Source organism: Streptococcus sanguinis (assembly GCF_050222175.1).
GTDB lineage: Bacteria > Bacillota > Bacilli > Lactobacillales > Streptococcaceae > Streptococcus > Streptococcus sanguinis_M.
The window spans coordinates 2,235,953-2,259,149 of sequence record NZ_CP071420.1 but is presented as its reverse complement, the minus strand read 5'-3'; the positions used below and the strand labels follow the sequence as shown (position 1 = coordinate 2,259,149).

Sequence of the window (23,197 nt, the reverse complement as noted above, 5' to 3'; positions counted from 1 at the left end):
CCCTGCTCTGCTATTCCTTCCAAAAATAAAATGACTGACCTGGTCTACCTCAACCTGCATGAAAAGGCTCACGGACCGCACGGGCTGATTGCCGGGACAACGGGATCCGGGAAGTCGGAGACTATCCAATCCTATATCCTGAGTTTGGCCGTCAACTTCCACCCGCACGATGTGGCTTTTCTCCTCATCGACTACAAGGGTGGGGGAATGGCCAACCTCTTCAAGAACCTGCCTCATCTTTTGGGCACCATTACTAACTTGGACGGGGCCCAATCCATGCGGGCGCTGGCTTCCATCAATGCGGAGATTCACCGCCGTGAGCGGCTCTTCAGAGAGTTTGAAGTCAATCATATCAACCAATATCAAAAGAAATTTAAAAACGGGGAAGCAACTGAACCCCTGCCCCATCTCTTCCTCATCTCGGATGAGTTCGCAGAGCTGAAGGTCAACCAGCCTGACTTCATCAAGGAGCTGGTATCCATCGCTCGGGTCGGACGTTCCCTTGGGGTCCACTTGATCCTGGCTACTCAGAAGCCCTCTGGGGTGGTGGATGACCAGATCTGGTCCAACTCCCGCTTTAAGCTAGCGCTCAAGGTGGCAGACCGGACGGACTCGATGGAAATGCTTAAGACGCCAGATGCGGCGGAGATCACCCAGACTGGCCGGGCCTATCTGCAGGTCGGGAATAATGAAGTCTATGAACTCTTCCAGTCAGCCTGGTCAGGGGCAGACTACCAGCCGGATAAGGATGAGCTGGGAATTGAAGATCATACCATCTACCTGATCAATGACCTAGGCCAATACGAAGTGCTCAATCAAGATCTGTCAGGTCTTGACCTAGCAGAAGATATCAAGGAAGTACCGACAGAGCTGGAGGCTATTGTCAGCCAGATCCAACTGTTGACAGAGAGCCAGCAAATCCCGCCGGTACCACAGCCGTGGCTGCCGCCGCTTAAAGAGCGGATGACTCTGCAGGAGCTGGAACCTATCCAGCCGCAGGAAGCCTGGGAGCAGAAGAAGCCTGTCTCTGTCCTTCTGGGAATGGCGGATATCCCGCAGGCACAGAAGCAAGAGCCTGTCTCTGTCAACCTGTCCAAGGATGGGCATATCCTGCTCTACGGAAGTCCTGGTACAGGGAAGACAACCTTCCTGCAAAGTGCGGCCATGGACTTGGCTCGCAAGTTCAGTCCCAAAGATGTCACGCTCTACCTGATGGACTTCGGTACCAATGGTCTGGCACCACTGGGGCAATTACCGCAGGTGGCCGATACCCTGCTTTTGGATCAGACGGAGAAGATTGCCAAGTTTGTACGCATCATGGAGCGGGAGCTCAACCGGCGTAAGAAGCTCTTGTCGGACTACGGTGTTGGGACATTGGAGCTCTACCGTCAGGCTAGCGGTCAGCAAGAGCCGGCAATTGTCATCCTGCTGGACAGCTATGAGTCCATGAAGGAAGAGGCCTATGAAGCGGAGCTCTTCAAGCTCTTGGTGCGGATCTCCCGTGAAGGTCTCAGCATCGGTGTTCATCTCTTGGTGACAGCGGGCCGTCAGTCCAACCTTCGAGCGCAGTTCTATGCCAACTTCAAGCATCAGCTGAGTCTGCCACAGAATGATTTCGGAGAAGTCCGCTCGATTGTAGGCTCTACCCCTCTTGCGAAAACGATGGAAGATATCAAGGGCCGGGCGCTTATGAAGCGTGACGAAGTTGATGTCATCCAGCTGGCTTTGCCGGTAGCGGGTGCTAATGATGCTCAAATCCTTAACAACCTGCGTCAGGAAGTCGCTTCTCTCCAAGAAGCTTGGACTGGACAACGACCAAGTGCCATTCCAATGGTACCAGAGGAATTGACGGAGTCAGACTTCTATAGCCGAGATAGTGTTCAAGCTGCTTTGGAAGCTGGCAAAATTCCAGTTGGGTTGGATATAGAGACTGTAATGAGTCGACAATGGAATCCGGAGCTTAGCTCACTCCTTTATCTATATGATAAAGATGGTGATAGTGAGCAATTCATTAATTTTATCAAGCGTGAAGCTGATATGCTTGGGATTAAAGTGACACTGGTAATGCCTGAGAATGGTATGATTGGCTTAGATCTTGAAGATATACAGATTTATGACCATGAAGAGGCCTATAAAGAAATGTTAGCTGCTCTGGATCGTCAAATTGACAGTCGACAGAAGGAGAAACATCGTGAAACAACACATATCATTATCTGGTATCGTTACGAAGAAGTAATTTCACAAATTAATATACTTCAACACGAACAGGTCACCAAACTCTTTGATAAAGGGTATCAAGTTGGCTTGGCAAATATTGTTCTTGCTAGTCCAGCTGCCATGATGCGCCAACAGGATATGCCATCGCGTAGTGCTAAGGCTTTTAAACAGGTACTCCTTGGTATGCGAATTCAAGACCAAATGGTAATTAGTCCAATCAATCGTCCTTCTAAGGAAGCTGCTTTGAAACAGCAGGAGCACTATCTGGTTATCCACGGACAGGCGTCTAAAATCCAAGTTATTATAAAATAAGGAGAAAAAATGGGAAAATCAAGTAAAACTATACAACTTGAGCAAGAAATTCAAGAGATTAATACAAAAATTACTAAGTTAAATTCTGCAAAGAAAGCTGTTGAGGCCTGTAAGACAAAGGTCAAGTCAACCTATAATAACGCAGATTCTGATCATGTAGATGGTGATAAATATCAAACTATGTATACCGAGGATCAGGATTTGATTGAGGGCTTTAGTAAATCCTTAAAAAGTAAGAAGGATGAAGTGAAGGCAGAATTAGATAGTAATCTTTCTATATTATCTAACTTGCTTGCAAGCAAGAAAACCGCATTAGCTTATTCTGTAATCATGGATGCGATTAAGTCGTGATAAATTGACTTTGTAAAAAGAAAGGAAAAACCTATGTCAGATCAAATATCCGTAAAACAAATTCATTCTCTACAAACACTGGCGACGGGGAGTAAAAAAGCCTCTGAAAAATATATAGAAGAGACTCAGCAAGCCCACCAGTCGTTTCAGTTTAGAACTAACGCAAATGAGGGAACAGCTATAGAGGCATTTGTGAATAAGATTAATAATCTTTCCAGTCAGGTATTTGCGGTTTACCCGGGTCTATTGAGTGATTTTTCAACAGCTATCTCAAACTATAATACTGTGCTGACTGGTGAGGGTTTTTCTAATAAAGTATATTCAGATACCAGTGATATCGAGGCAATTAAGAACTGGTTATATGTTCAAAGAAAACATAGTGTTGTTGAAAAAGGTGAAGCATTAGATGAAGCCTTTAAAACAGCTTCTGAAGCACTAGCTTTAAGTCCAAGCCCAGTAGATATAAATGTTAATACCAGCCTTATAAGACAATCGGCTGAGGAGAGTTTTGCGACTAGGAGGCGAGTCTATCATGAAAAGCACACAAACTTAATGCAAGGAAAGCAGACTTTTTCAGCTGATTTAGGCACAGTTCAGACTGGTTTAGAACGAGTTAAAATCTACCTAAACAATGCTTTGCAACTCTCTCAGATTGATACACAGAAATTAGTGGACTGGGTCAAAGATGGTTTTCTGAACGTCGATAATATGGGTTACCTCGATTCTGTTCAAGAAAGTAATGATGCTAAAGTGTTAGAGTCATTGATATCAAAGGATGATGATAATACGAAAATGGAACAAATTGGTAATGTAGATCCAAAAAATATTAGCCAAGCAATGATGAACCATGTTTATGTTAAATCTTATGAGTTGCTGGATGACTACAAAAAGACAGGGAATAAGGATAGTTTAAAGGCTTTAGAAACCTTTTTAGTAACGATTACTGGAAATGATCATAGTGATACTTATGTGGATACCTATATGACTAAATTGTCGGCCGGAGGAGTCATTTTTTCGACTGCTATTAGTGGGCAAGCAACTAGCGTGATGCCAGATGTAGATAACTATAAAAACGACTATGCACGTTATATGGTTGACTTTAATAATGCTAAAGCTTACATTGCAAATGAGCTATCTCCTAAGATGGCTACGGCTCAGTCTCTAAGCGGGCTTTTTGATACGATTCGTTTGATGGGCTTAGGGAAGAAAACAGAACCACCTGGAATCCATTTTGGTAATTACAAATCAGGAAGCACACAGACCATTAAAACAGGTTCATTAGCATTGGATGGAGATAACTTTGTCTTTACTACAAAGAGAAGTGAGACTTGGGCCAAACCACGTAATGGCTTTATTCAATATGAGACAAAGAATTTGAAGGATGAGAAAGTGAATACCAATATTTACAATAATCCGGAATCTATTCAGAATGCACAGATGTTGAAAGAAATCAAGGACTTAAAAGAAGAGAGAGAGCAGGCCGTTAAAGATTTTTGGAAAGGGATGGCCAAAACAGCGACTGGTTATGTTTTACCACCTGGATTTGACACCGTTGCGAACATGGCAATTGATGCTTCTACGATTAAAAAGACAGAGGATTATGGGGGAATTCTGGCAGACGGAACGGGTCTGTACAATGGGAAATACTCAGAGTCAGTCGGTATTACTAAGGATGTTTTGGGGCACATCCTTGATTTAAATTCTGAGTTGGGGAGAATTGATGGTGATATCGAAGAAAATAAAGCGAAACTGTATGCCAATTTGTTTGGTGTGGGAGGAGTTACTTACCGTACCAATTCGGAGACTAACGGACTCTATCAACCGAATTATGACCTCCAGTCTATCCTCTATGCGGATGATATCGAAAAGAATGGGATGAAGGGATATGCGATTCGGGAAGCCGCAGCACAGGGGCAGTGTAACGATGGATTGGCAGCTGCAGTTGAGGAATTTAACCGAAATGTAGATGGTTCTACTTATTCCAGCAGTGAAAAATCCTTCCTTAGGGGGACTAGCCGTCAGAGTCTTGCTGACAGAGGGATTGAGAAAGTATATGATATTTTCCAAAGAATGGATAATCAAGGCACTAATTTTGGTAAATACAAGTATGAAGATTACCATGAAAAAGCTATTAATCAGTTTGAACCGTTTGAGGGTAGCTAATAAGGAGGTAAACAGATGAACAACAAGAATAGGTTTGTCAAAAGATACATCTGGATTTTAATCCTATCGATTAGTGTTCTACTCTCTTTTTGGGGCTATCAGGCTTATCAGAACCATCAGAAAAAGGAAGCTAAAGCTAAAGAAGAGGCATACTACAGGCAGTTCTCAACACGTTGGGATCGACTGAAAGATAGTTCTCCGATTTTGATTGGTGATAAAGGGCAATTTGTAGTTGCGCCTATAGGAGTTAAAGTAAATCAGAATTATATGGTGGATACAAAAATCACCACATATAAAAGAGAGGATATTCCGCCAAGAAAAAAACGAGGATATGAAGCAAAGTTAGTATCTTTGGACCTTAATCAAAACTTTAAACGCCGAGAATATGATCTTTACGAGGCGATAGATAAGTATAAAAAAGGTTCAAAATTAGGAAGGATGCTAATTGATGCTGTAACTTATGAGGGAAGGGATTGGGCTGTTCTGATTTTGACCTCTGATGATGAAAAGAAGGAAGTGGATGAGTATGTAGGTTTGAACTTGGCTACAGGGCGTATAGAAGACCTCCCTCTTCCTTTGAAAAACTTTTATGAAACATCAGATTCTAGACCTGAAGCTTCAGGATGGGAATATTATCATTATTATTACAAAGCCCCCATGACGAATACTAGCTTATTTCACATACTACAAAGTTATAATTTATATGGTAGTTCGGATATCGTATTTAGCGGTGATGACGGTGGAGATAGTAATGCAGCTAGGAATTTGAATCTTTTTGTGGAAAAGCCAACTTTATGGAATAAAATTTATATAGATGACTATGCTATTTATCCTCGGCCAGATTCGGTCAGCGTGGAAGAGTGGTTTAACACCTCTCTTCACTGGTTTGCACCTGCCGGCGGAGAAGATTTAACAGTTTATGCAAGTGAGAAGGGGCATAGGACAGATTATGCCATTCACAACTATGCAGAATATCAGACTTGGAAGCAAGCGCATCCAGATGAATAAAGGAGGGAAAAATGACAATTAATATAAAACCGGATCAGCTGAATGGAACTGTAACAAGTATATCAAATGAAGTTAGTGATATTCATGCGAATGAAGCTATTATTGATGATACTGGTACAAAATTAAATGATTGTACGGCTCTTATTCGTTATACAGGTACCATTTTAGGTGAAACAGTCAGCAAATATAATACTCTTTTGAATGGTTTGGCAGAAAAGTTTAAAAATACAGATTATAATATCAGTATAGAGATAAGAGATAATTCATCTCGTATTAATGATGGGAAAGTTAATCCAAGCGATGACTACTTTGCAGTTAAATAGTTTTATGATTTCTGACTCTTTGTCAACTGTAGTGGGTTAACGAAAAAGTCATACTCTGGAGAGGACTAAATTGGTTCTCTCTTTTTTAACAATCACTAATCCATAACGATTAATCAATCTAATCATGTATTGAAGATTAGAAATAGCTACTCCAAATCTATTTGAAAGCTGTTTGAAGTTTTGTCCTTATTTTCTAAGTTCATAGATCTGAACGTTGTACTCATAAGTTAATTTCATTTATAAACACACCAAAAAGTTAAATTCTTTGTGTCTAACTTTTGGGGTGCGGTTCATTCTCCATTCCTCCTTTCTTATGCTATAATAGTCTATAGAAAGTCGAGGGAATGATGAAGAAAATATTATTGGTGGTTGTGGTGCAGGGGTTTGCTATCTTTGTGATTACTGGTCTGCTTTGTTATTTTATGCGGGGAGATTTTTTCTTCCGTGCTTTGGCGCCGATTTTTGGTCTGGCAGCGGGAGGGTTTCGCTTCTTGACAGCCATGGTAACAAAAGCGTTTGCGCCTAGTCTCTATGAAGATAGCAAGAAAAAGGAATAATCTATAGAGTAGACAGTAGGTCTGAGGTCTTCGCCTCAGGCCTACTGTCACAACTGTCAGCATTAGTCATGCAGAGCTTTAATATTTTTCAGAAAAAGAACGGACAGAAGGGCTTTCTTAGGCTCTTTGTGGTAAAATAGTAACAGAATTAAAAATTTGGAGAGTAAAGATGAAACGTTCTATGTATGCTGGGCGTGTTCGCAAGGAGCATGTTGGTCAGGAAGTCACTTTGAAGGGCTGGGTAGCCCGCCGTCGGGATTTGGGTGGTCTGATTTTCATTGATTTGCGCGACCGCGAAGGCATTATGCAGCTGGTCATCAATCCTGAGACTGTGGCTGCAGAGGTCATGGCAACCGCAGAAAGCCTGCGCAGTGAGTTTGTGCTGGAGGTGACAGGCAAGGTGGCTGCGCGGGAGCAGGCCAATGACAAGCTGACAACAGGAAGCGTGGAGCTGCATGTGGAGAGTCTGACGGTTTTAAATACAGCCAAGACGACTCCTTTTGAAATCAAAGACGGCATCGAGGTGAATGACGATACGCGCTTGCGCTACCGTTATCTGGACTTGCGCCGACCAGAGATGCTGGAAAACTTCAAGCTCCGCGCCAAGGTGACTCACTCTATCCGCAACTATCTAGATGAGCTGGAGTTCCTTGATGTGGAAACACCTTTCCTATCTAAATCAACGCCAGAAGGAGCGCGTGATTACTTGGTGCCTAGTCGGGTTCATCAGGGGCATTTTTACGCTCTGCCCCAGAGTCCACAGATTACCAAGCAGCTCTTGATGAACGCTGGTTTCGACCGTTATTATCAGATTGTTAAATGCTTCCGTGATGAGGACTTGCGTGGTGATCGTCAGCCAGAGTTTACTCAGGTAGACTTGGAAACTTCTTTCTTGTCTGAACAGGAGATTCAGGATATTACAGAAGGCTTGATTGCTCGTGTTATGAAGGAAACTAAGGGCATTGACGTTGAGCTGCCTTTCCCCCGCATGAAGTATGATGATGCTATGGCTCTTTATGGTGTTGATAAGCCTGATACTCGATTTGAGATGTTGTTGCAGGACTTGACAGAGCTTGTCAAGGGAGTTGACTTCAAAGTCTTTTCAGAGGCTCCAGCTGTCAAGGCAATTGTGGTAAAAAATGCTGCAGATAAATACTCTCGCAAGGATATTGACAAACTGACAGAGCAAGCAAAACAGCATGGTGCTAAGGGGCTTGCTTGGGTGAAAGTGGCTGATGGTGAGCTGGCTGGTCCAGTTGCTAAGTTCTTAACAGACTTGACAAATCCGTTGACAGAAGCTTTACAGCTTGAAAATAATGACCTGGTGCTCTTTGTGGCTGATACTTTGGAAGTGGCAAATGCAGCTTTGGGAGCTCTTCGGGTGCGTTTGGCCAAAGAGCTGGACTTGATTGATCCTGATACATTTAACTACCTTTGGGTGGTGGATTGGCCCATGTTTGAATGGTCAGAAGAAGAGGGCCGCTACATGAGTGCCCACCATCCTTTCACCCTGCCTCAGAAAGATTCCGAGCAAGAGCTGGAAGGCGACCTGAGCAAGGTACGGGCTGTGGCTTATGATATCGTCCTTAATGGTTACGAGCTGGGTGGTGGCAGTCTTCGGATTAACCAGAAAGACTTGCAGGAGCGGATGTTCAAGGCGCTTGGTTTCTCAGCTCAAGAAGCTGCCGAGCAGTTTGGCTTCCTTCTTGAGGCTATGGACTATGGTTTTCCACCGCATGGCGGCCTAGCTCTAGGCTTGGACCGCTTTGTGATGCTGCTGGCTGGTGAAGAAAATATCCGCGAAGTCATCGCCTTTCCAAAAAACAACAAAGCTTCTGATCCAATGACACAGGCACCAAGTCCAGTGTCGGTCGCTCAACTAGAGGAATTAAGTTTACAAGTGGAAGCACATGAAGAAGACTAATTTTTATAAACTCTTTCGCTATTATGTCCGTAGGTTTGCTTATAATTTTAAGATTTTGCGGTCTTTAAAGAGTATCTCGCGTGAGAAGTACGATGAGAAGATTTCTGCCTCGCTTGTCTATGGCTTTTTATCAGCTGTCGCAGTCAATTTCTTCTTTCAGCCGGGGCATGTTTATTCCAGCGGGGCGACTGGTCTGGCGCAGGTCATTACTGCCCTCAGTACTCGTTTCTTAGGTTTTACCATTCCGGTTTCTGTGACCTTTTACGCCATCAATATTCCGCTGATGATCCTGGCCTGGTACCAGATTGGGCATAAGTTTACCATTTTCACCTTTATCACGGTTACGATGAGCTCGCTCTTTATCCAGTTTGTGCCGGAAGTAACCTTGACTGATAATCCTATTATCAACGCCCTTTTCGGCGGTGTGGTCATGGGAGCGGGGATTGGCTTTGCCCTTAAGTCCAGTATTTCCAGTGGCGGGACAGACATTGTCAGCCTGACCATTCGGAAAAAAACAGGTCGGAATGTCGGGAATATTTCCTTGATTGTCAATGGGATTATCATGCTGATTGCGGGTTTGACCTTTGGCTGGGAGTATGCGCTTTACTCCATGATTACTATTTTTGTATCAAGCCGGGTGACGGATGCTGTCTTTACCAAGCAGAAGCGTATGCAAGCCATGATTATCACCAGTCATCCAGACAGAGTGATTGATAAGATTCACAACAAGCTGCATCGCGGGGCGACAGTGATTCATGGAGCCGAGGGAACCTACAATCATGAGAAAAAAGCTGTTCTGGTGACGGTTATCACCCGAGCTGAGTTTAATGAATTTAAGCAAATCATGAAGCATACAGATCCAGCTGCCTTCGTTTCCGTTGCAGACAATGTCCATATCTTAGGACTCTTTGTAGAGGAGTGAAGAGATTCATTGTGTTTGGGAATGCGAAGCGGTATAGTTGGGAGTTTGTGCTTACAAAAGTTTTGAGATAGGAGATTAATATGCGGTAGGACAATAGTCCCACCGCTTTCTATTCTCTATGGTGGGGGGTGGAAATCTCAAGTAAGAAAGGATATACAAATGCAGGAGATCTTCAGACAATGACGACTTATAAAAAAATCATGAATATCGCCTTGCCGGCTATGGCGGAGAATTTTTTGCAGATGCTCATGGGAATGGTCGATAGCTATCTGGTGGCCAGTCTTGGGCTGATTGCGATTTCTGGTGTCTCGGTGGCCGGCAACATCATTACGATTTATCAGGCAATTTTTATCGCGCTGGGGGCTGCTATTTCCAGTCTCATCTCCAAGACTCTAGCTCAAGGAGACAAGGAGCGTTTGGCCTATCATACAGCCGAGGCTATCAAGCTGACCTTGCTTCTGAGTCTTCTGTTGGGCCTCGTTTCCCTGCTCTTTGGCAGGCAGATGCTGGATCTTCTGGGGACAGAAAAGGCGGTGTCTGAAGCAGGCGGTCTTTATCTGGCTCTGGTTGGTGGGACTATCGTTCTGCTAGGCTTGATGACTTCTTTTGGAGCTTTAGTGCGGGTCACACGCAACCCTAGATTCCCCATGTATGTCAGTATTCTGACTAACGTCCTCAATGCCCTCTTTTCCGGTCTGGGGATTTACGTCTTTCGGCTTGGTATTGTCGGTGTAGCGCTGGGAACGGTGCTGGCTCGTTTGGTGGGTGTGCTGATTCTCTGGCGGGAGCTGGATTTGTCCACAATCCGCTGGCGCTGGGGCTTAGACGGAGAGCTCTTGCGCCTGTCTCTGCCGGCTGCTGGAGAGCGGCTCATGATGCGGGCAGGTGATGTAGTGATTATCGCCATTGTGGTCGCCTTTGGGACGGACGTAGTAGCGGGGAATGCCATCGGTGAAGTCCTGACTCAGTTTAATTATATGCCAATCTTCGGGGTTGCGACAGCAACAGTCATGCTGGTAGGCCATGCGGTAGGTGAGGGAGATATGCAAGAGGTCGGTCTGATTCGTCAGCGAACCTTCTGGCTGTCTTTTGCTTGCATGCTGCCCGTGGCTCTAGGAATTTTTGCTTTTGGTCGGCCACTGACCTTGCTCTATACGGACAATAGCGGAGCTATCACAGCCAGTCTTTCGGTCATGCTTTTCTCTCTGCTGGGAACTCCCATGGCAGTGGGAACCGTGATTTACACAGCTATCTGGCAGGGGCTGGGGAATGCCAGACTGCCCTTTTATGCCACGACTGTTGGCATGTGGCTGATTCGCATCGTTGCCGGTTACTTGCTGGGTGTGACCTTTGGCTTGGGTCTGCCAGGAGTCTGGACTGGGATGCTCTTGGACAATGGCTTCCGCTGGCTATTTTTAAAGGTTTTATTTGACAGAAAAATGAGGAAAATCACATGACAAAAGCGTTTATTTGGGATTTGGACGGTACCTTGCTGGACTCCTACGATGCTATTTTGGCGGGGATTGAGGAAACCTATGCTCACTATGGTCTGGACTTTGACAGGGCTAGTATTCACAGCTACATCCTAAAGCACTCTGTGCAGAAGCTCTTGGAAAAAGTAGCGTCTGAGAAAGGTCTGGATGCTGCCGAGATGAATACCTTCCGTGGAGCAAGCCTAAAGGAGAAAAATGCTCAGGTCCATCTGATGGAAGGAGCGGCGGAGATTCTGTCCTGGGCTGAGGAGCAGGGCATTGCCCAGTTCGTCTATACCCACAAAGGACTCAATGCCCATCAAATCTTGCAAGACTTGGGCATTCATGACTATTTTACAGAAATCATCACAACAGCCAACGACTTTGAGCGCAAGCCCCACCCAGAAGGTGTCGACTATCTGCTCGAGAAATATGGCCTGGACAAGCAGGAAACCTACTATATCGGCGACCGGACGCTGGATGTGGATGTTGCTGTCAACAGTGGCATCCAGAGCATTAACTTCTGTAACTACCGGCCAGAAATTAATCAGAAGATAGAGAAGTTGATGGATATCAAGCAATTATTTACAAGATAAAAAGCAGACCAGAACTGATCTACTGTCAGTCTAGCCTGCTTTTTCTTTTACATATGCTCAATGTGAAGTTCCAGCAAGAACTCAAGAGCCTCGGGAGAACAGTTTTCTTTTTCAATTGCGAAACCAGTGTTCTCTCCTATCAAGATATAAAAATCTTGCTTTGTCATAATGACTTTGACAATATCATCATAGGTATAGTGAAATTCTCCACGTTTATTCTGAGCTACAAAAGACTCTCTGTCAAATATCAGAGTGACCTCCATGTTCTGAAATAAAGGATTTTTTTGATAGGCTCTCTTTATCTGATAATTCATGCCAAAATAGTACATAGAGGCGCAAATAGGGGGAGCCAATATGATAGATATTATCTTTTCCTCTAATGGGCCGAGCATTACGTAGGTGAACAGCCCGATTATCAGTATGATTATGTATAATACAAATCCTTTTCGTCGCACGAGAATAGCCCATGAAAATCTTTTATAAACTTCTTCAGTCATAAGAGTTGTAATACGGATTGGAAACATCTTTTACCTCCAGTTTTTATATTATAACATATAAGAGCGATAAGATTTAGTCGAATCTTGCTAGGCGATACCATCTTTTATAGGAGCCGAGTGATTTTTTCGTTTTTATCTAAAACTAGCACATCTGGCATGGGAAGATTATGCCAGAAGTTATAATCAATGCTGGAGTCGAATGCGCTTAGTAAAATGCAGATAAGGTTACCATGAGAGCTAATGATAATCTTTTCGTTTTGATGCTTACTTTCCAGTTCATGAAGAAAGGCTAAGGTTCGCTGTTGAGCTTGTTGATTAGACTCGCCACCAACAAATGAAAAAGTCGGCTGTGACCAAAGTTGCATGAGGGCTTCTTCAAAGTCTTGGTCGGCAATCGCTTGACTACTTAGCTTTCGCTCTATTAGCCGTTTGTCGGTTTGAATAGCGAGTTTCAGACTCTGAGCCAAAGGATCAACTGTTTGGATAGCCCTTCGATAGGGGCTAGAATAAATAGCGGTAATGGGTTTGTCTGCTAAAAATTCAAGCTGTGCCAAGGATTCTCGCCCTTTGTCTGATAATGGTCGGTTGATTTCATCAGGTGTATAGTTAGAATGCGCATGACGGATAAAATAGTAGGTGTTGTTCATAAAATGATTATAGCAAAATTTAAATCTCAATTCATTTTCTACCTATTTTCTACACCGCTGTTCCTGTCTTTGTCCGCCTTTCGTGTTATAATAAACCTATGGAAAAAAAGAATAAGTTATTATTAATTGACGGTTCGTCCGTTGCTTTTCGCGCTTTTTTTGCGCTTTATAATCAAATTGACCGTTTCAAGAGTCCATCGGGCCTGCATACCAATGCCATTTATGGCTTCCACCTCATGCTCAATCATCTCTTGGAGCGCGTGCAGCCGACCCATGTCCTAGTAGCTTTTGATGCTGGCAAGACGACCTTCCGGACCGAGATGTACGCCGACTATAAGGCTGGTCGGGCCAAGACACCAGATGAATTTCGTGAGCAGCTGCCTTTTATCCGTGAAATGCTGAAGCACCTAGGCATTCACTTCTATGACTTGGCTCAGTATGAGGCGGATGACATTATCGGGACCTTGGACAAGATGGCTGAAAAGACAGCTGTGCCTTACGATGTGACCATTGTCAGCGGCGATAAAGACTTGATTCAGCTGACGGATGATAATACCGTGGTGGAGATTTCCAAGAAAGGCGTGGCTGAGTTTGAGGAATTTACCCCAGCCTACCTCATGGAAAAGATGGGCATCACGCCAGAGCAGTTTATTGACCTCAAGGCGCTGATGGGCGATCAGTCGGATAATATCCCCGGCGTGACCAAGATTGGTGAGAAGACTGGTCTCAAGCTCCTCTTGGAGTACGGCTCTTTGGAAAATCTCTATGAAAACATTGACCAGCTCAAGGCTTCCAAGATGAAGGAAAATCTGATCAATGACAAGGACAAGGCTTTCTTATCTAAAACCCTAGCCACCATCAATACTCAGGCTCCAATTGAAATCGGGCTGGATGATTTGGTTTATAAGGGTCCTCAGATAGAGACCCTGAGCAAGTTCTATGACGAGATGGGCTTCAAGCAGCTAAAGGCTCAGCTAGGGACTAGTCAAGAGCCGGTAGAAGTCAAACCAATTGAATTTACCAAAGTGACTGAAGTGACAGCAGATATGTTGGCACCAGAGCAGTTTTTCTATTTTGAAATCTTGGGTGACAACTACCACAAGGAAGAGATTGTCGGCCTTGCCTGGGGAGATAGTCGTCAGATTTATGTCGGCTCCAGCGATTTACTACAGCAACCTCTCTTTCAGGAGTTTTTGACAAAAACAGCTCTGAAAACCTACGACCTCAAGCGGACCAAGGTACTGCTCAGTCATTACGGCATTGAACTGCCAGCAGCATCCTTTGATGCGCGCCTAGCTAAGTATTTGCTTTCGACGGTCGAGGATAATGAGCTGGCGACTATTGCTCGCCTCTACGGCCAAACAATCCTGCCGACAGATGATGAGGTTTACGGCAAGGGAGCCAAGCGCGCTCTGCCGGAGCAAGAGCAGCTCTTTGAGCATCTGGCTCGTAAGATCCAAGTGTTGCTGGAAACAGAAGAACCGATGCAAGAGCAGCTCCGCGCCCACAATCAGCTGGATTTGTTGCTTGAAATGGAGCAGCCGCTGGCCTTTGTCTTAGCCAAGATGGAGATTGCGGGGATCAAGGTTGAGCGGGAAACCCTGCAGGGCATGCAGGCAGAAAATGAAAAGACGCTGGAAAGTCTAACGCAGGAGATTTATGATCTGGCTGGTCAGGAGTTTAATATCAACTCACCGAAACAGCTGGGAACCATTCTTTTTGAGGATATGGGACTGCCACTGGAGTACACCAAAAAGACCAAGACAGGTTACTCGACAGCGGTTGGTGTGCTGGAGCGCCTAGCTCCCATTGCACCGATTGTGTCTAAGATTCTGGAATACCGTCAAATCAGCAAGCTCCAGTCCACTTATATCATCGGACTGCAGGAGGCGATTGCGGCTGACGGCAAGATTCACACTCGCTATGTTCAGGATTTGACTCAGACTGGCCGCCTGTCCTCGGTTGACCCGAACCTGCAGAATATCCCCGTTCGTTTGGAGCAGGGGCGCCTCATTCGCAAGGCCTTTGTACCGGAGTGGGCAGACAGTGTGCTTCTCAGCTCGGATTATTCCCAGATTGAGCTGCGGGTGCTGGCTCATATTTCGCAGGACGAGCATCTGATTGCTGCCTTTCAGCATGGAGAAGATATTCATACGGCTACCGCCATGCGGGTCTTTGGTATTGAAAAGGCAGAGGATGTGACGCCTAATGACCGCCGCAATGCCAAGGCTGTCAACTTCGGAGTAGTCTATGGCATTTCCGACTTCGGACTGGCCAATAATTTGGGAATTTCCCGCAAGGCTGCCAAGGACTACATTGAGACCTATTTTGAGCGTTTCCCTGGTATCAAGAATTATATGGAAACCATCGTTCGCGAAGCGCGTGATAAAGGCTATGTAGAGACCATTTATCATCGCCGCCGCTCCTTGCCGGACATCAATTCCCGCAACTTTAACATCCGTAATTTTGCGGAGCGCACAGCTATTAACAGCCCCATCCAAGGCTCCGCTGCAGATATTCTCAAAGTCGCTATGATTAATCTGGACCGAGCTCTGACAGAAAATAATTTCAAGTCGCGCATGCTCTTGCAGGTACACGATGAAATTGTGCTAGAAGTGCCAAATGACGAACTAACAGCTGTCCGCCAGCTAGTCAAAGAAACCATGGAAGCCGCGATTGAGCTAGCCGTTCCACTAGTAGCTGATGAAAATGCCGGCCAAACTTGGTACGAGGCGAAGTAAGATAAGATACAAAGAGCGTCAAAACTGACTGAAAATTAGAAATCCGGACGACGGAGCGATGCTCCTAGAATGGATTATCTATTTTCCAAGGTTTTAGCTCGTGTTCAGTTTAAGATATCAAGGGCGTAAAACACAAAGTGAAAATAGAAAGCTGACACAGCGTTCGATGACTGCGAGGAAGCTTGTCTTTTTCACACGGTACTTAGACTAGATTCTGTTAAAACATGAATACTACAAAACTATCCAACTTTATTATGAATGAGGAGGAAGCCTATGACTTATCATTTTCAAAATCCCAGTGATGCAATCGTCAAGCATTATTTGAACAACAGCAAGGTGATTGCTGTTGTCGGACTGTCTGACCGCGAAGAAACGACCAGCAACCGTGTGTCCAAGGAGATGCAGGAGCGAGGCTATCGCATTATCCCTGTCAATCCGCGGGCAGCGGGCAGTCAGATTTTTGGTGAGACTGTTTATGCCAGTCTTAAAGACATTCCTTTCCCGGTGGATATTGTCGATGTATACCGTCGCAGTGAGTTTTTGCCAGATGTGGCACTGGATTTTCTGCAGTCGGATGCCAAGATTTTCTGGGCTCAGTTGGGCTTGGAGAGCGAGGAGGCTGAGCAGATTTTGCGGACAGCCGGTCGGGATGATATTGTCATGGATCGCTGCATTAAGCGCGAGCATACACGATTGATTCTGGGCGAATAAGATGGCCAAGTTAGTCATCATTCGTGGAAATTCCGGTTCTGGTAGAAGGATTTTATGAGACAGACATTTACGGACAGATGCTAGAGCGGTTGAAAAAACTTTTCGCTCCGCAGGTCTTGGCTTACTACTATGACCTATCCTTTGAAGAAACAGTCCGCCGCCATCAGACTAGAGCGAAGCAAGAAGAATTTACCCCAGCCGACATGAAGTGCTGGTGGAAAGACCGAGACTTCTTGGGCTGGGAAGAGGAATCCTTCTTCACAGATGAGGATTCACTAGAGGCAGCCTTTGACAAAATCTGCTCTGCCCTGGACAAGACAGAATATAATAGTAAATAAAAAAACAACTCACAAGCTTAGGACAAGGAGTTCTGTGCCTGTGGGTTGTTTTCATGTGAGATTGCGTTTTCTTTTTTCAATTCTTCATAAAAGAGAATGTAAGCTGTCGCCGTATAAGGGAGAACTATAAAATTCAGCAAGCCGTAAGTTAATCTGGCCAATAAATTCCAGCCGATGAAGCTCAGATTAAGCATAAAAAGCTTTCCTTTATAGCCTTTCATTAGCTTCCGGCTTTGACGGATAGCATAGAAAGCTCCCTGGTAACTCCCAGCCTCAAGCTGGTCATAGAGGATGAACTCTGCTTGAGCATAAGCATAGTACTGAGGGATGGCAATACCTAAGCCAGTGAATATCAAGAGGGTTCCCAGTAACATACCGGGGGTGTATTGAAGAATCTGCTGGCCTGCAGCACTTTGAGCCGTCACTACTGTATGGGCTGGGATTTTTTCCGAAATAGAGAGGATTTTATAAGCATTAAAGATTGCTAGAAGACTCCCGCAGAACATAGGAATATTCCAAAGAAAAATCAGCAGCTGCTTGAGCAAAACCGTCTTAAAGACAGGTGTGAAAGTCTTGCTGGTAAAAAGCTGGCCAATATCTGAAAAGCCAACATCATCCTTTGTCTTACGAAGGACCCTCATCATGGTATAGCTGGCAGAAAGCAGTAGCAAGGTCAAGATAAACTGGATGGTCGTCGGGAAAAGATTTTTACTTATGAGGAGATAGATGAACTGGCTAAAAGTTAGGCTGGGAATGGAATCTCTTAGATTGTCATTGAGGGAAAGTAAGATGCTGAGGATGCTGACAAGGGTTGGGGCCGCAAACAAAAGAAAAATCCCCCTCGTTTGACTGCGGACGGTACGAGCCTGAGCTCTGATGTTACTTAGATTCATAATTCCTCCATTTGGATTTGTCTGTTACATTATATCATACCCCGTGACAGATAGAGGTTTTTTTGGTAAAATCATACGGTATCTTGTGAGCCCTTGCTGCTCATTATATAGAAGAAAAATCGCTGGGACTGTTTTTCCCAGCAGGAGGAAACATGTCAACATCACCGATTCAGTATCGTTTGATCAAAAAAGAAAAGCACACAGGTGCTCGTTTGGGGGAGATTATCACGCCTCACGGGACTTTTCCGACACCTATGTTTATGCCGGTTGGGACCCAGGCAACGGTCAAGACCCAGTCACCAGAAGAGCTCAAGCAAATGGGTTCAGGTATCATCTTGTCCAATACTTATCACCTTTGGCTGCGGCCGGGCGATGAGCTGATTGCTCGTGCAGGTGGCTTGCACAAGTTCATGAACTGGGACCAGCCTATTCTGACGGATAGCGGTGGTTTTCAGGTCTATTCTCTAGCTGACAGCCGCAATATCACAGAAGAAGGAGTAACTTTCAAGAACCACCTCAATGGTTCCAAAATGTTCCTGTCACCAGAAAAGGCCATCTCCATCCAGAACAATCTGGGCAGTGACATTATGATGTCTTTTGATGAGTGCCCGCAGTTCTACCAACCCTATGACTATGTCAAGAAGTCCATTGAGCGGACTAGTCGTTGGGCAGAGCGTGGCCTCAAGGCCCACAGCCGTCCACACGACCAAAGTCTCTTTGGTATTGTTCAGGGTGCTGGGTTTGAAGATTTGCGTCGTCAGTCTGCTCAAGACTTGGTCAGCATGGATTTTCCAGGCTACTCTATTGGAGGACTGGCTGTTGGAGAGTCTCACGAAGAGATGAATGCGGTGCTAGACTTCACGACGCCTATGCTGCCTGAAAACAAGCCTCGCTATCTCATGGGAGTTGGGGCGCCAGATAGCTTGATTGATGGGGTTATCCGTGGCGTTGATATGTTTGACTGCGTCCTGCCGACTCGGATTGCCCGAAACGGTACCTGTATGACCAGCGAAGGACGTCTGGTTGTTAAAAACGCTCAGTTTGAGGAAGATTTCACGCCACTGGACCATGACTGTGACTGCTACACTTGCAGCAACTATACGAGGGCCTATATCCGCCACTTGCTTAAAGCGGATGAAACCTTTGGCATCCGCCTGACCAGTTATCATAATCTCTACTTCTTGGTAAACCTTATGAAGAAGGTCCGCCAAGCCATCATGGATGACAACTTGCTGGAATTCCGTGAAGACTTTATTGAGCGCTACGGCTACAATAAATCCAGCCGAAATTTCTAAGAACCTCCATTTGAAAGGAGAAGCCATGTCTGATGAAGAGAAATTGCTGAAAAGATTGACAGCGTATCTGTCAGGCGACCAAAACCATACCCTGCGTATTTACGGTCACGGTGCTTCGGGGAAGTCAACTTTTGCTCGAAAACTCCAGCTAGCCTTGGGTGAGGAACGAGTCAATCTGCTGGAAACAGATCCTTATGTAATTACTGGGGAGTATCGAGATTTGCTTAGTTCCAAAGATTTTCCTCATCAAAAAGTAACAGCCTGTCTCCCTGCGGTTCATGAACTAAGCAGTCTGGAGCGAGATATTTGCGCCTTGCAGTCTGGTCTAGATATTCTGACCATTTGCACAGCTTGGTCGCCTAGCTTGCGTTTATCAGCCCGAAAGCCTATTCTGATAGTAGAAGGTATGTCGGCTGCCTTTTTGCCTGAAAGTTTGTTTGATTTGTCGCTTTGCTTTTACACGGACGATCAGACTGAGTTAGAACGCCGCTTGGCAAGAGATGTGGCTGTGCGAGAGCGCAGGTCAGAGTGGATAGAGCAGACGCATCTGGCTCGACGAGAGCAATATAGGCACTTTTATCAACCCTATCTAGCAGCTGCAGACCTTGTCATCTGCCAGTCGGGCAATAGCTTTCGTATCGAAAAGGACAGCCCATTTCTATAAAGACAAAGAAGCCAAGGGTAAATTTTCATTTTTTTATCTCACTGATGTGCGTCAGTGAGATTTTGTATTTTCTGAATACAAAATCGAATAAATAGGTTAAAAGTCTAAATTTTCTTCTCTGTAATGATTTACAAGACTTATAAATTGTTTAGAAAACACTTTCATAAAAAATTATCCTAAAAATCTTTAAAAAATTACTCAAATCCCTTGCAATGACTGGTTCTTTGTGTTAAGATACTATGGTGCTGTAAAAATACAGTGTGTAGCTTTGATGCAAGAGGTTGCGACACGCTCGGTTGCATTGCCACGCAATCGTCTGTCGGTTTTCTTGTGGAGCTAGCCTATTATCTTAAATAGACGAAAAGGAGAAAAAGATGGCAAACAAAAAAATCCGCATCCGTTTGAAAGCTTACGAACACCGTACACTTGATACAGCGGCTGCAAAAATCGTAGAAACTGCTACTCGTACTGGTGCTGAAGTTGCGGGTCCAATCCCACTTCCAACTGAGCGCAGCCTCTACACAATCATTCGTGCGACTCACAAATACAAAGACTCTCGCGAACAATTTGAAATGCGTACTCACAAACGCTTGATCGATATCATCAACCCAACTCAAAAAACAGTTGACGCTTTGATGAAATTGGATCTTCCAAGTGGTGTGAACGTAGAGATTAAACTTTAATCTAAAGTTTGATCTAAACCAGAGCATGAAAAACGCTCGTTAAAAACTTTTTGAAAAAAATTATAGAAAAGGAAACATTTTCTCATGACAAAAGGAATCTTAGGGAAAAAAGTGGGAATGACTCAAATCTTCACTGAAGCTGGCGAATTAATCCCTGTAACTGTTATTGAAGCAGCTCCAAACGTTGTTCTTCAAGTTAAAACAGTTGAAACAGATGGTTACAACGCAGTTCAAGTTGGTTTTGATGATCTTCGTGACGTATTGAGCAACAAACCTGCCAAAGGCCATGTAGCGAAAGCTAACACAGCTCCTAAGCGCTTCATTCGTGAATTCAAAAACATTGAAGGCTTGGAAGTAGGAGCAGAAATCACTGTCGATACATTCGAAGCTGGTGATGTTGTTGATGTAACAGGAACTTCAAAAGGTAAAGGTTTCCAAGGTGTTATCAAACGCCACGGCCAATCTCGTGGTCCAATGGCTCACGGTTCACGTTACCACCGTCGTCCTGGTTCAATGGGACCAGTTGCACCAAACCGCGTGTTCAAAAACAAACGCTTGGCTGGACGTATGGGTGGCAACCGTGTAACGATTCAAAACCTTGAAATCGTACAGGTTGTTCCAGAGAAGAACGTTATCCTGATTAAAGGTAACGTACCAGGTGCTAAGAAATCTCTTATCACTATCAAGTCAGCAGTTAAAGCTGGTAAATAATAAAGAAAGGGGAAATCAGTCACAATGGCAAACGTAAAATTATTTGACCAAACTGGTAAAGAAGCTGGTGAAGTAGTTCTGAACGATGCGATCTTTGGTATTGAACCAAATGAATCAGTTGTCTTTGATGTTATCATCAGCCAACGCGCTAGCCTTCGTCAAGGAACTCATGCTGTTAAAAACCGTTCTGCAGTATCAGGCGGCGGACGCAAACCATGGCGTCAAAAAGGAACTGGACGTGCTCGTCAAGGTTCTATCCGCTCTCCACAATGGCGTGGTGGTGGTATCGTATTCGGTCCAACTCCTCGTTCATATGCTTACAAACTTCCACGTAAAGTTCGTAGATTAGCATTGAAATCAGTTTACTCTGAAAAAGTTGCTGAAAACAAATTCGTAGCTGTAGACAGCCTTTCATTTACAGCTCCAAAAACTGCTGAGTTTGCAAAAGTGCTTGCTGCACTGAGCATCGATACGAAAGTTCTTGTTATCCTTGAAGAAGGAAATGAATTCGCTGCACTTTCAGCTCGCAACCTTCCAAACGTGAAAGTTGCAACTGCAACAACTGCAAGCGTTCTGGACATCGTAAACAGCGATAAACTTCTGGTTACTCAGGCAGCTATCTCTAAAATTGAGGAGGTTCTTGCATAATGAATTTGTACGACGTAATCAAAAAACCTGTTATCACTGAAGGTTCAATGGCTCAGTACGAAGCAGGCAAATACGTATTTGAAGTGGACACTCGCGCTCACAAGCTCTTAATCAAGCAAGCTGTTGAAGCTGCTTTTGAGGGAGTTAAGGTTGCTAACGTTAACACTATCAATGTAAAACCAAAAGCAAAACGCGTTGGACGTTACACTGGTTTTACAAACAAAACTAAAAAAGCTATCGTAACACTGACAGCTGATTCTAAAGCAATCGAGTTGTTCGGTGCAGAAGAAGAATAATCTAAGGAGGAAATATCGTGGGAATTCGTGTTTATAAACCAACAACAAACGGTCGCCGTAATATGACTTCTTTGGATTTCGCTGAAATCACTACCAGCACTCCAGAAAAATCTTTGCTTGTTTCTTTGAAGAGCAAGGCTGGTCGTAATAACAACGGTCGCATCACTGTTCGTCACCAAGGTGGCGGCCACAAACGTCACTACCGTTTGATTGACTTCAAGCGTAACAAAGACGCTGTTGAGGCAGTTGTAAAAACAATCGAGTATGATCCAAATCGTTCAGCAAACATCGCTTTGGTTCACTACACTGACGGTGTGAAGGCTTATATCATCGCTCCTAAAGGTCTTGAAGTTGGTCAACGTATCGTTTCAGGTCCTGAAGCAGATATCAAAGTCGGAAATGCTCTTCCGCTTGCTAACATCCCAGTTGGTACTTTGGTTCACAACATTGAGTTGAAGCCAGGCCGCGGTGGAGAATTGGTTCGTGCTGCTGGAGCTTCTGCTCAAGTATTGGGTCAAGAAGGTAAGTACACTCTTGTTCGTCTTCAATCAGGCGAAGTTCGTATGATTCTTGGTACTTGCCGCGCTACAGTTGGTGTTGTCGGAAACGAACAACATGGACTTGTAAACCTTGGTAAAGCAGGACGTAGCCGTTGGAAAGGTATCCGCCCAACAGTTCGCGGTTCTGTAATGAACCCTAACGATCACCCACACGGTGGTGGTGAAGGTAAAGCACCAGTTGGTCGTAAAGCGCCATCTACTCCATGGGGCAAACCTGCTCTTGGACTTAAAACTCGTAACAAAAAAGCGAAATCTGACAAACTTATCGTTCGTCGTCGCAACGAGAAATAATTTAAAACAATCTATCCGCCAGCTCGGTAGCGCTGCTTAGTCAGCGCAGGCCGCTGTGGTACTTATTTAAAGGAGAAAATATAAAATGGGACGCAGTCTTAAAAAAGGACCTTTCGTCGATGAGCATCTGATGAAGAAAGTTGAAGCTCAAGCTAACGACGAAAAGAAAAAAGTCATCAAAACTTGGTCACGTCGTTCAACGATCTTCCCAAGTTTCATTGGTTACACAATCGCAGTTTATGACGGACGTAAACACGTACCTGTTTACATCCAGGAAGACATGGTAGGTCACAAGCTTGGTGAATTTGCGCCAACTCGTACTTACAAGGGTCACGCTGCAGACGACAAGAAAACACGTAGAAAATAAGGAGAACATA

The 23,197-nt window shown here is 44.6% G+C and carries 22 protein-coding genes and 3 pseudogenes; 21 read left to right on the top strand and 4 right to left on the bottom strand.

What is annotated here, in order from left to right:
• Nucleotides 1–36 precede the first annotated feature (36 nt).
• From essC to J1C91_RS11200, 5 genes and pseudogenes are all read left to right on the top strand, one after another.
• Nucleotides 37–2,529 (top strand): annotated as a pseudogene (gene essC, locus J1C91_RS11220) (type VII secretion protein EssC); the annotation flags it as partial.
• 9 nt (nucleotides 2,530–2,538) lie between these two features.
• Nucleotides 2,539–2,880: a hypothetical protein gene (locus tag J1C91_RS11215; RefSeq protein WP_002907515.1), complete on the top strand. Its 342-nt coding sequence runs from the start codon at nucleotides 2,539–2,541 to the stop codon at nucleotides 2,878–2,880.
• 33 nt (nucleotides 2,881–2,913) lie between these two features.
• A complete protein-coding gene (locus J1C91_RS11210) occupies nucleotides 2,914–5,043 on the top strand; it encodes a hypothetical protein (protein WP_002907513.1) in 2,130 nt (709 codons plus the stop codon).
• A 15-nt stretch (nucleotides 5,044–5,058) separates the two neighbouring features.
• Nucleotides 5,059–6,051, top strand: a complete 993-nt coding sequence (locus J1C91_RS11205; RefSeq protein WP_002907512.1) for a hypothetical protein — start codon at nucleotides 5,059–5,061, stop codon at nucleotides 6,049–6,051.
• Between the two features lie 11 nt (nucleotides 6,052–6,062).
• Nucleotides 6,063–6,374, top strand: coding sequence for a hypothetical protein (locus J1C91_RS11200; RefSeq protein ID WP_002907511.1), 312 nt, complete (start codon nucleotides 6,063–6,065; stop codon nucleotides 6,372–6,374).
• 81 nt (nucleotides 6,375–6,455) lie between these two features.
• On the opposite strand, the pseudogene J1C91_RS11195 reads toward J1C91_RS11200, so the two are convergent.
• Nucleotides 6,456–6,611 (bottom strand): annotated as a pseudogene (locus J1C91_RS11195) (IS3 family transposase); the annotation flags it as partial.
• A gap of 107 nt (nucleotides 6,612–6,718) precedes the next feature.
• Between J1C91_RS11195 and J1C91_RS11190 the strand changes: the two are divergent.
• The 5 genes from J1C91_RS11190 to J1C91_RS11170 all read left to right on the top strand — a co-directional run bounded on the left by J1C91_RS11190 (nucleotide 6,719) and on the right by J1C91_RS11170 (nucleotide 11,845).
• A complete protein-coding gene (locus J1C91_RS11190) occupies nucleotides 6,719–6,931 on the top strand; it encodes a hypothetical protein (RefSeq protein WP_002907510.1) in 213 nt (70 codons plus the stop codon).
• A 169-nt stretch (nucleotides 6,932–7,100) separates the two neighbouring features.
• Nucleotides 7,101–8,855 carry an aspartate--tRNA ligase gene (gene aspS / locus J1C91_RS11185; protein ID WP_125439312.1) on the top strand — a complete coding sequence of 585 codons (1,755 nt, stop codon included), beginning with the start codon at nucleotides 7,101–7,103 and terminating at the stop codon, nucleotides 8,853–8,855.
• Nucleotides 8,842–9,777 carry a YitT family protein gene (locus tag J1C91_RS11180; RefSeq protein ID WP_002907508.1) on the top strand — a complete coding sequence of 312 codons (936 nt, stop codon included), beginning with the start codon at nucleotides 8,842–8,844 and terminating at the stop codon, nucleotides 9,775–9,777. The genes aspS and J1C91_RS11180 overlap by 14 nt, the downstream gene beginning before the upstream one ends.
• A gap of 179 nt (nucleotides 9,778–9,956) precedes the next feature.
• Nucleotides 9,957–11,234, top strand: a complete 1,278-nt coding sequence (locus tag J1C91_RS11175) for an MATE family efflux transporter (RefSeq protein ID WP_032916120.1) — start codon at nucleotides 9,957–9,959, stop codon at nucleotides 11,232–11,234.
• Nucleotides 11,231–11,845: an HAD-IA family hydrolase gene (locus tag J1C91_RS11170; protein ID WP_002907506.1), complete on the top strand. Its 615-nt coding sequence runs from the start codon at nucleotides 11,231–11,233 to the stop codon at nucleotides 11,843–11,845. Before J1C91_RS11175 ends, J1C91_RS11170 begins: the two co-directional genes overlap by 4 nt.
• Before the next feature lie 47 nt (nucleotides 11,846–11,892).
• Here the strand turns inward: J1C91_RS11170 and J1C91_RS11165 are convergent, their stop codons facing one another.
• Together J1C91_RS11165 and J1C91_RS11160 are read right to left on the bottom strand one after the other, a co-directional pair.
• Nucleotides 11,893–12,369 (bottom strand): YcxB family protein, encoded by a 477-nt coding sequence (locus tag J1C91_RS11165; RefSeq protein WP_002905769.1) that lies wholly within the window; start codon nucleotides 12,367–12,369, stop codon nucleotides 11,893–11,895.
• Nucleotides 12,370–12,446: 77 nt separating this feature from the next.
• A complete protein-coding gene (locus J1C91_RS11160; protein WP_032916118.1) occupies nucleotides 12,447–12,989 on the bottom strand; it encodes a histidine phosphatase family protein in 543 nt (180 codons plus the stop codon).
• A gap of 98 nt (nucleotides 12,990–13,087) precedes the next feature.
• On the opposite strand from J1C91_RS11160, the gene polA reads away from it, so the two are divergent.
• From polA to J1C91_RS11145, 3 genes and pseudogenes are all read left to right on the top strand, one after another.
• A complete protein-coding gene (polA, locus tag J1C91_RS11155) occupies nucleotides 13,088–15,730 on the top strand; it encodes a DNA polymerase I (protein ID WP_125439310.1) in 2,643 nt (880 codons plus the stop codon).
• 273 nt (nucleotides 15,731–16,003) lie between these two features.
• Nucleotides 16,004–16,441 carry a CoA-binding protein gene (locus J1C91_RS11150; protein WP_032916117.1) on the top strand — a complete coding sequence of 146 codons (438 nt, stop codon included), beginning with the start codon at nucleotides 16,004–16,006 and terminating at the stop codon, nucleotides 16,439–16,441.
• Nucleotides 16,442–16,467: 26 nt separating this feature from the next.
• Nucleotides 16,468–16,779: pseudogene (locus J1C91_RS11145) on the top strand (kinase); the annotation flags it as partial.
• 17 nt (nucleotides 16,780–16,796) lie between these two features.
• Here the strand turns inward: J1C91_RS11145 and J1C91_RS11140 are convergent.
• Nucleotides 16,797–17,672 carry a DUF975 family protein gene (locus tag J1C91_RS11140; RefSeq protein WP_002907501.1) on the bottom strand — a complete coding sequence of 292 codons (876 nt, stop codon included), beginning with the start codon at nucleotides 17,670–17,672 and terminating at the stop codon, nucleotides 16,797–16,799.
• Nucleotides 17,673–17,824: 152 nt separating this feature from the next.
• Between J1C91_RS11140 and tgt the strand changes: the two genes are divergently transcribed.
• The 8 genes from tgt (at nucleotide 17,825) to rpsS (ending at nucleotide 23,187) form a co-directional block, all read left to right on the top strand.
• Nucleotides 17,825–18,967 (top strand): tRNA guanosine(34) transglycosylase Tgt, encoded by a 1,143-nt coding sequence (gene tgt / locus J1C91_RS11135; RefSeq protein WP_002907499.1) that lies wholly within the window; start codon nucleotides 17,825–17,827, stop codon nucleotides 18,965–18,967.
• A 25-nt stretch (nucleotides 18,968–18,992) separates the two neighbouring features.
• The gene (locus J1C91_RS11130; RefSeq protein ID WP_002907498.1) at nucleotides 18,993–19,631 is read left to right on the top strand and encodes a uridine kinase family protein; all 639 of its coding nucleotides are present in this window, start codon (nucleotides 18,993–18,995) and stop codon (nucleotides 19,629–19,631) included.
• Between the two features lie 374 nt (nucleotides 19,632–20,005).
• Nucleotides 20,006–20,314: a 30S ribosomal protein S10 gene (gene rpsJ, locus J1C91_RS11125; RefSeq protein ID WP_002894478.1), complete on the top strand. Its 309-nt coding sequence runs from the start codon at nucleotides 20,006–20,008 to the stop codon at nucleotides 20,312–20,314.
• Between the two features lie 84 nt (nucleotides 20,315–20,398).
• The gene (gene rplC, locus J1C91_RS11120; RefSeq protein ID WP_002907497.1) at nucleotides 20,399–21,025 is read left to right on the top strand and encodes a 50S ribosomal protein L3; all 627 of its coding nucleotides are present in this window, start codon (nucleotides 20,399–20,401) and stop codon (nucleotides 21,023–21,025) included.
• Between the two features lie 24 nt (nucleotides 21,026–21,049).
• Nucleotides 21,050–21,673, top strand: coding sequence for a 50S ribosomal protein L4 (rplD, locus tag J1C91_RS11115; RefSeq protein WP_002907496.1), 624 nt, complete (start codon nucleotides 21,050–21,052; stop codon nucleotides 21,671–21,673).
• The gene (locus J1C91_RS11110; RefSeq protein ID WP_002894481.1) at nucleotides 21,673–21,969 is read left to right on the top strand and encodes a 50S ribosomal protein L23; all 297 of its coding nucleotides are present in this window, start codon (nucleotides 21,673–21,675) and stop codon (nucleotides 21,967–21,969) included. The genes rplD and J1C91_RS11110 overlap by 1 nt, the downstream gene beginning before the upstream one ends.
• 17 nt (nucleotides 21,970–21,986) lie before the next feature.
• Complete coding sequence (rplB, locus tag J1C91_RS11105; RefSeq protein WP_002894482.1) at nucleotides 21,987–22,820, top strand: 50S ribosomal protein L2; 834 nt, start codon at nucleotides 21,987–21,989, stop codon at nucleotides 22,818–22,820.
• 85 nt (nucleotides 22,821–22,905) lie between these two features.
• Nucleotides 22,906–23,187 (top strand): 30S ribosomal protein S19, encoded by a 282-nt coding sequence (gene rpsS, locus J1C91_RS11100; RefSeq protein WP_000533766.1) that lies wholly within the window; start codon nucleotides 22,906–22,908, stop codon nucleotides 23,185–23,187.
• Nucleotides 23,188–23,197 lie beyond the last annotated feature (10 nt).

Excerpts from the sequence above, each read along its gene's own strand:
- rplD (WP_002907496.1), top strand. The coding sequence starts at position 21,050 with ATGGCAAACGTAAAATTATTTGACCAAACTGGTAAAGAAGCTGGTGAA.
- rpsJ (WP_002894478.1), top strand. The coding sequence starts at position 20,006 with ATGGCAAACAAAAAAATCCGCATCCGTTTGAAAGCTTACGAACACCGT.
- J1C91_RS11175 (WP_032916120.1), top strand. The coding sequence starts at position 9,957 with ATGACGACTTATAAAAAAATCATGAATATCGCCTTGCCGGCTATGGCG.
- J1C91_RS11200 (WP_002907511.1), top strand. The coding sequence starts at position 6,063 with ATGACAATTAATATAAAACCGGATCAGCTGAATGGAACTGTAACAAGT.
- rplC (WP_002907497.1), top strand. The coding sequence starts at position 20,399 with ATGACAAAAGGAATCTTAGGGAAAAAAGTGGGAATGACTCAAATCTTC.
- J1C91_RS11160 (WP_032916118.1), bottom strand. The coding sequence starts at position 12,989 with ATGAACAACACCTACTATTTTATCCGTCATGCGCATTCTAACTATACA.
- polA (WP_125439310.1), top strand. The coding sequence starts at position 13,088 with ATGGAAAAAAAGAATAAGTTATTATTAATTGACGGTTCGTCCGTTGCT.
- J1C91_RS11140 (WP_002907501.1), bottom strand. The coding sequence starts at position 17,672 with ATGAATCTAAGTAACATCAGAGCTCAGGCTCGTACCGTCCGCAGTCAA.
- J1C91_RS11215 (WP_002907515.1), top strand. The coding sequence starts at position 2,539 with ATGGGAAAATCAAGTAAAACTATACAACTTGAGCAAGAAATTCAAGAG.
- J1C91_RS11205 (WP_002907512.1), top strand. The coding sequence starts at position 5,059 with ATGAACAACAAGAATAGGTTTGTCAAAAGATACATCTGGATTTTAATC.
- J1C91_RS11180 (WP_002907508.1), top strand. The coding sequence starts at position 8,842 with ATGAAGAAGACTAATTTTTATAAACTCTTTCGCTATTATGTCCGTAGG.
- J1C91_RS11170 (WP_002907506.1), top strand. The coding sequence starts at position 11,231 with ATGACAAAAGCGTTTATTTGGGATTTGGACGGTACCTTGCTGGACTCC.
- J1C91_RS11150 (WP_032916117.1), top strand. The coding sequence starts at position 16,004 with ATGACTTATCATTTTCAAAATCCCAGTGATGCAATCGTCAAGCATTAT.
- J1C91_RS11165 (WP_002905769.1), bottom strand. The coding sequence starts at position 12,369 with ATGTTTCCAATCCGTATTACAACTCTTATGACTGAAGAAGTTTATAAA.
- J1C91_RS11190 (WP_002907510.1), top strand. The coding sequence starts at position 6,719 with ATGATGAAGAAAATATTATTGGTGGTTGTGGTGCAGGGGTTTGCTATC.
- tgt (WP_002907499.1), top strand. The coding sequence starts at position 17,825 with ATGTCAACATCACCGATTCAGTATCGTTTGATCAAAAAAGAAAAGCAC.
- J1C91_RS11110 (WP_002894481.1), top strand. The coding sequence starts at position 21,673 with ATGAATTTGTACGACGTAATCAAAAAACCTGTTATCACTGAAGGTTCA.
- aspS (WP_125439312.1), top strand. The coding sequence starts at position 7,101 with ATGAAACGTTCTATGTATGCTGGGCGTGTTCGCAAGGAGCATGTTGGT.
- J1C91_RS11130 (WP_002907498.1), top strand. The coding sequence starts at position 18,993 with ATGTCTGATGAAGAGAAATTGCTGAAAAGATTGACAGCGTATCTGTCA.
- rpsS (WP_000533766.1), top strand. The coding sequence starts at position 22,906 with ATGGGACGCAGTCTTAAAAAAGGACCTTTCGTCGATGAGCATCTGATG.
- J1C91_RS11210 (WP_002907513.1), top strand. The coding sequence starts at position 2,914 with ATGTCAGATCAAATATCCGTAAAACAAATTCATTCTCTACAAACACTG.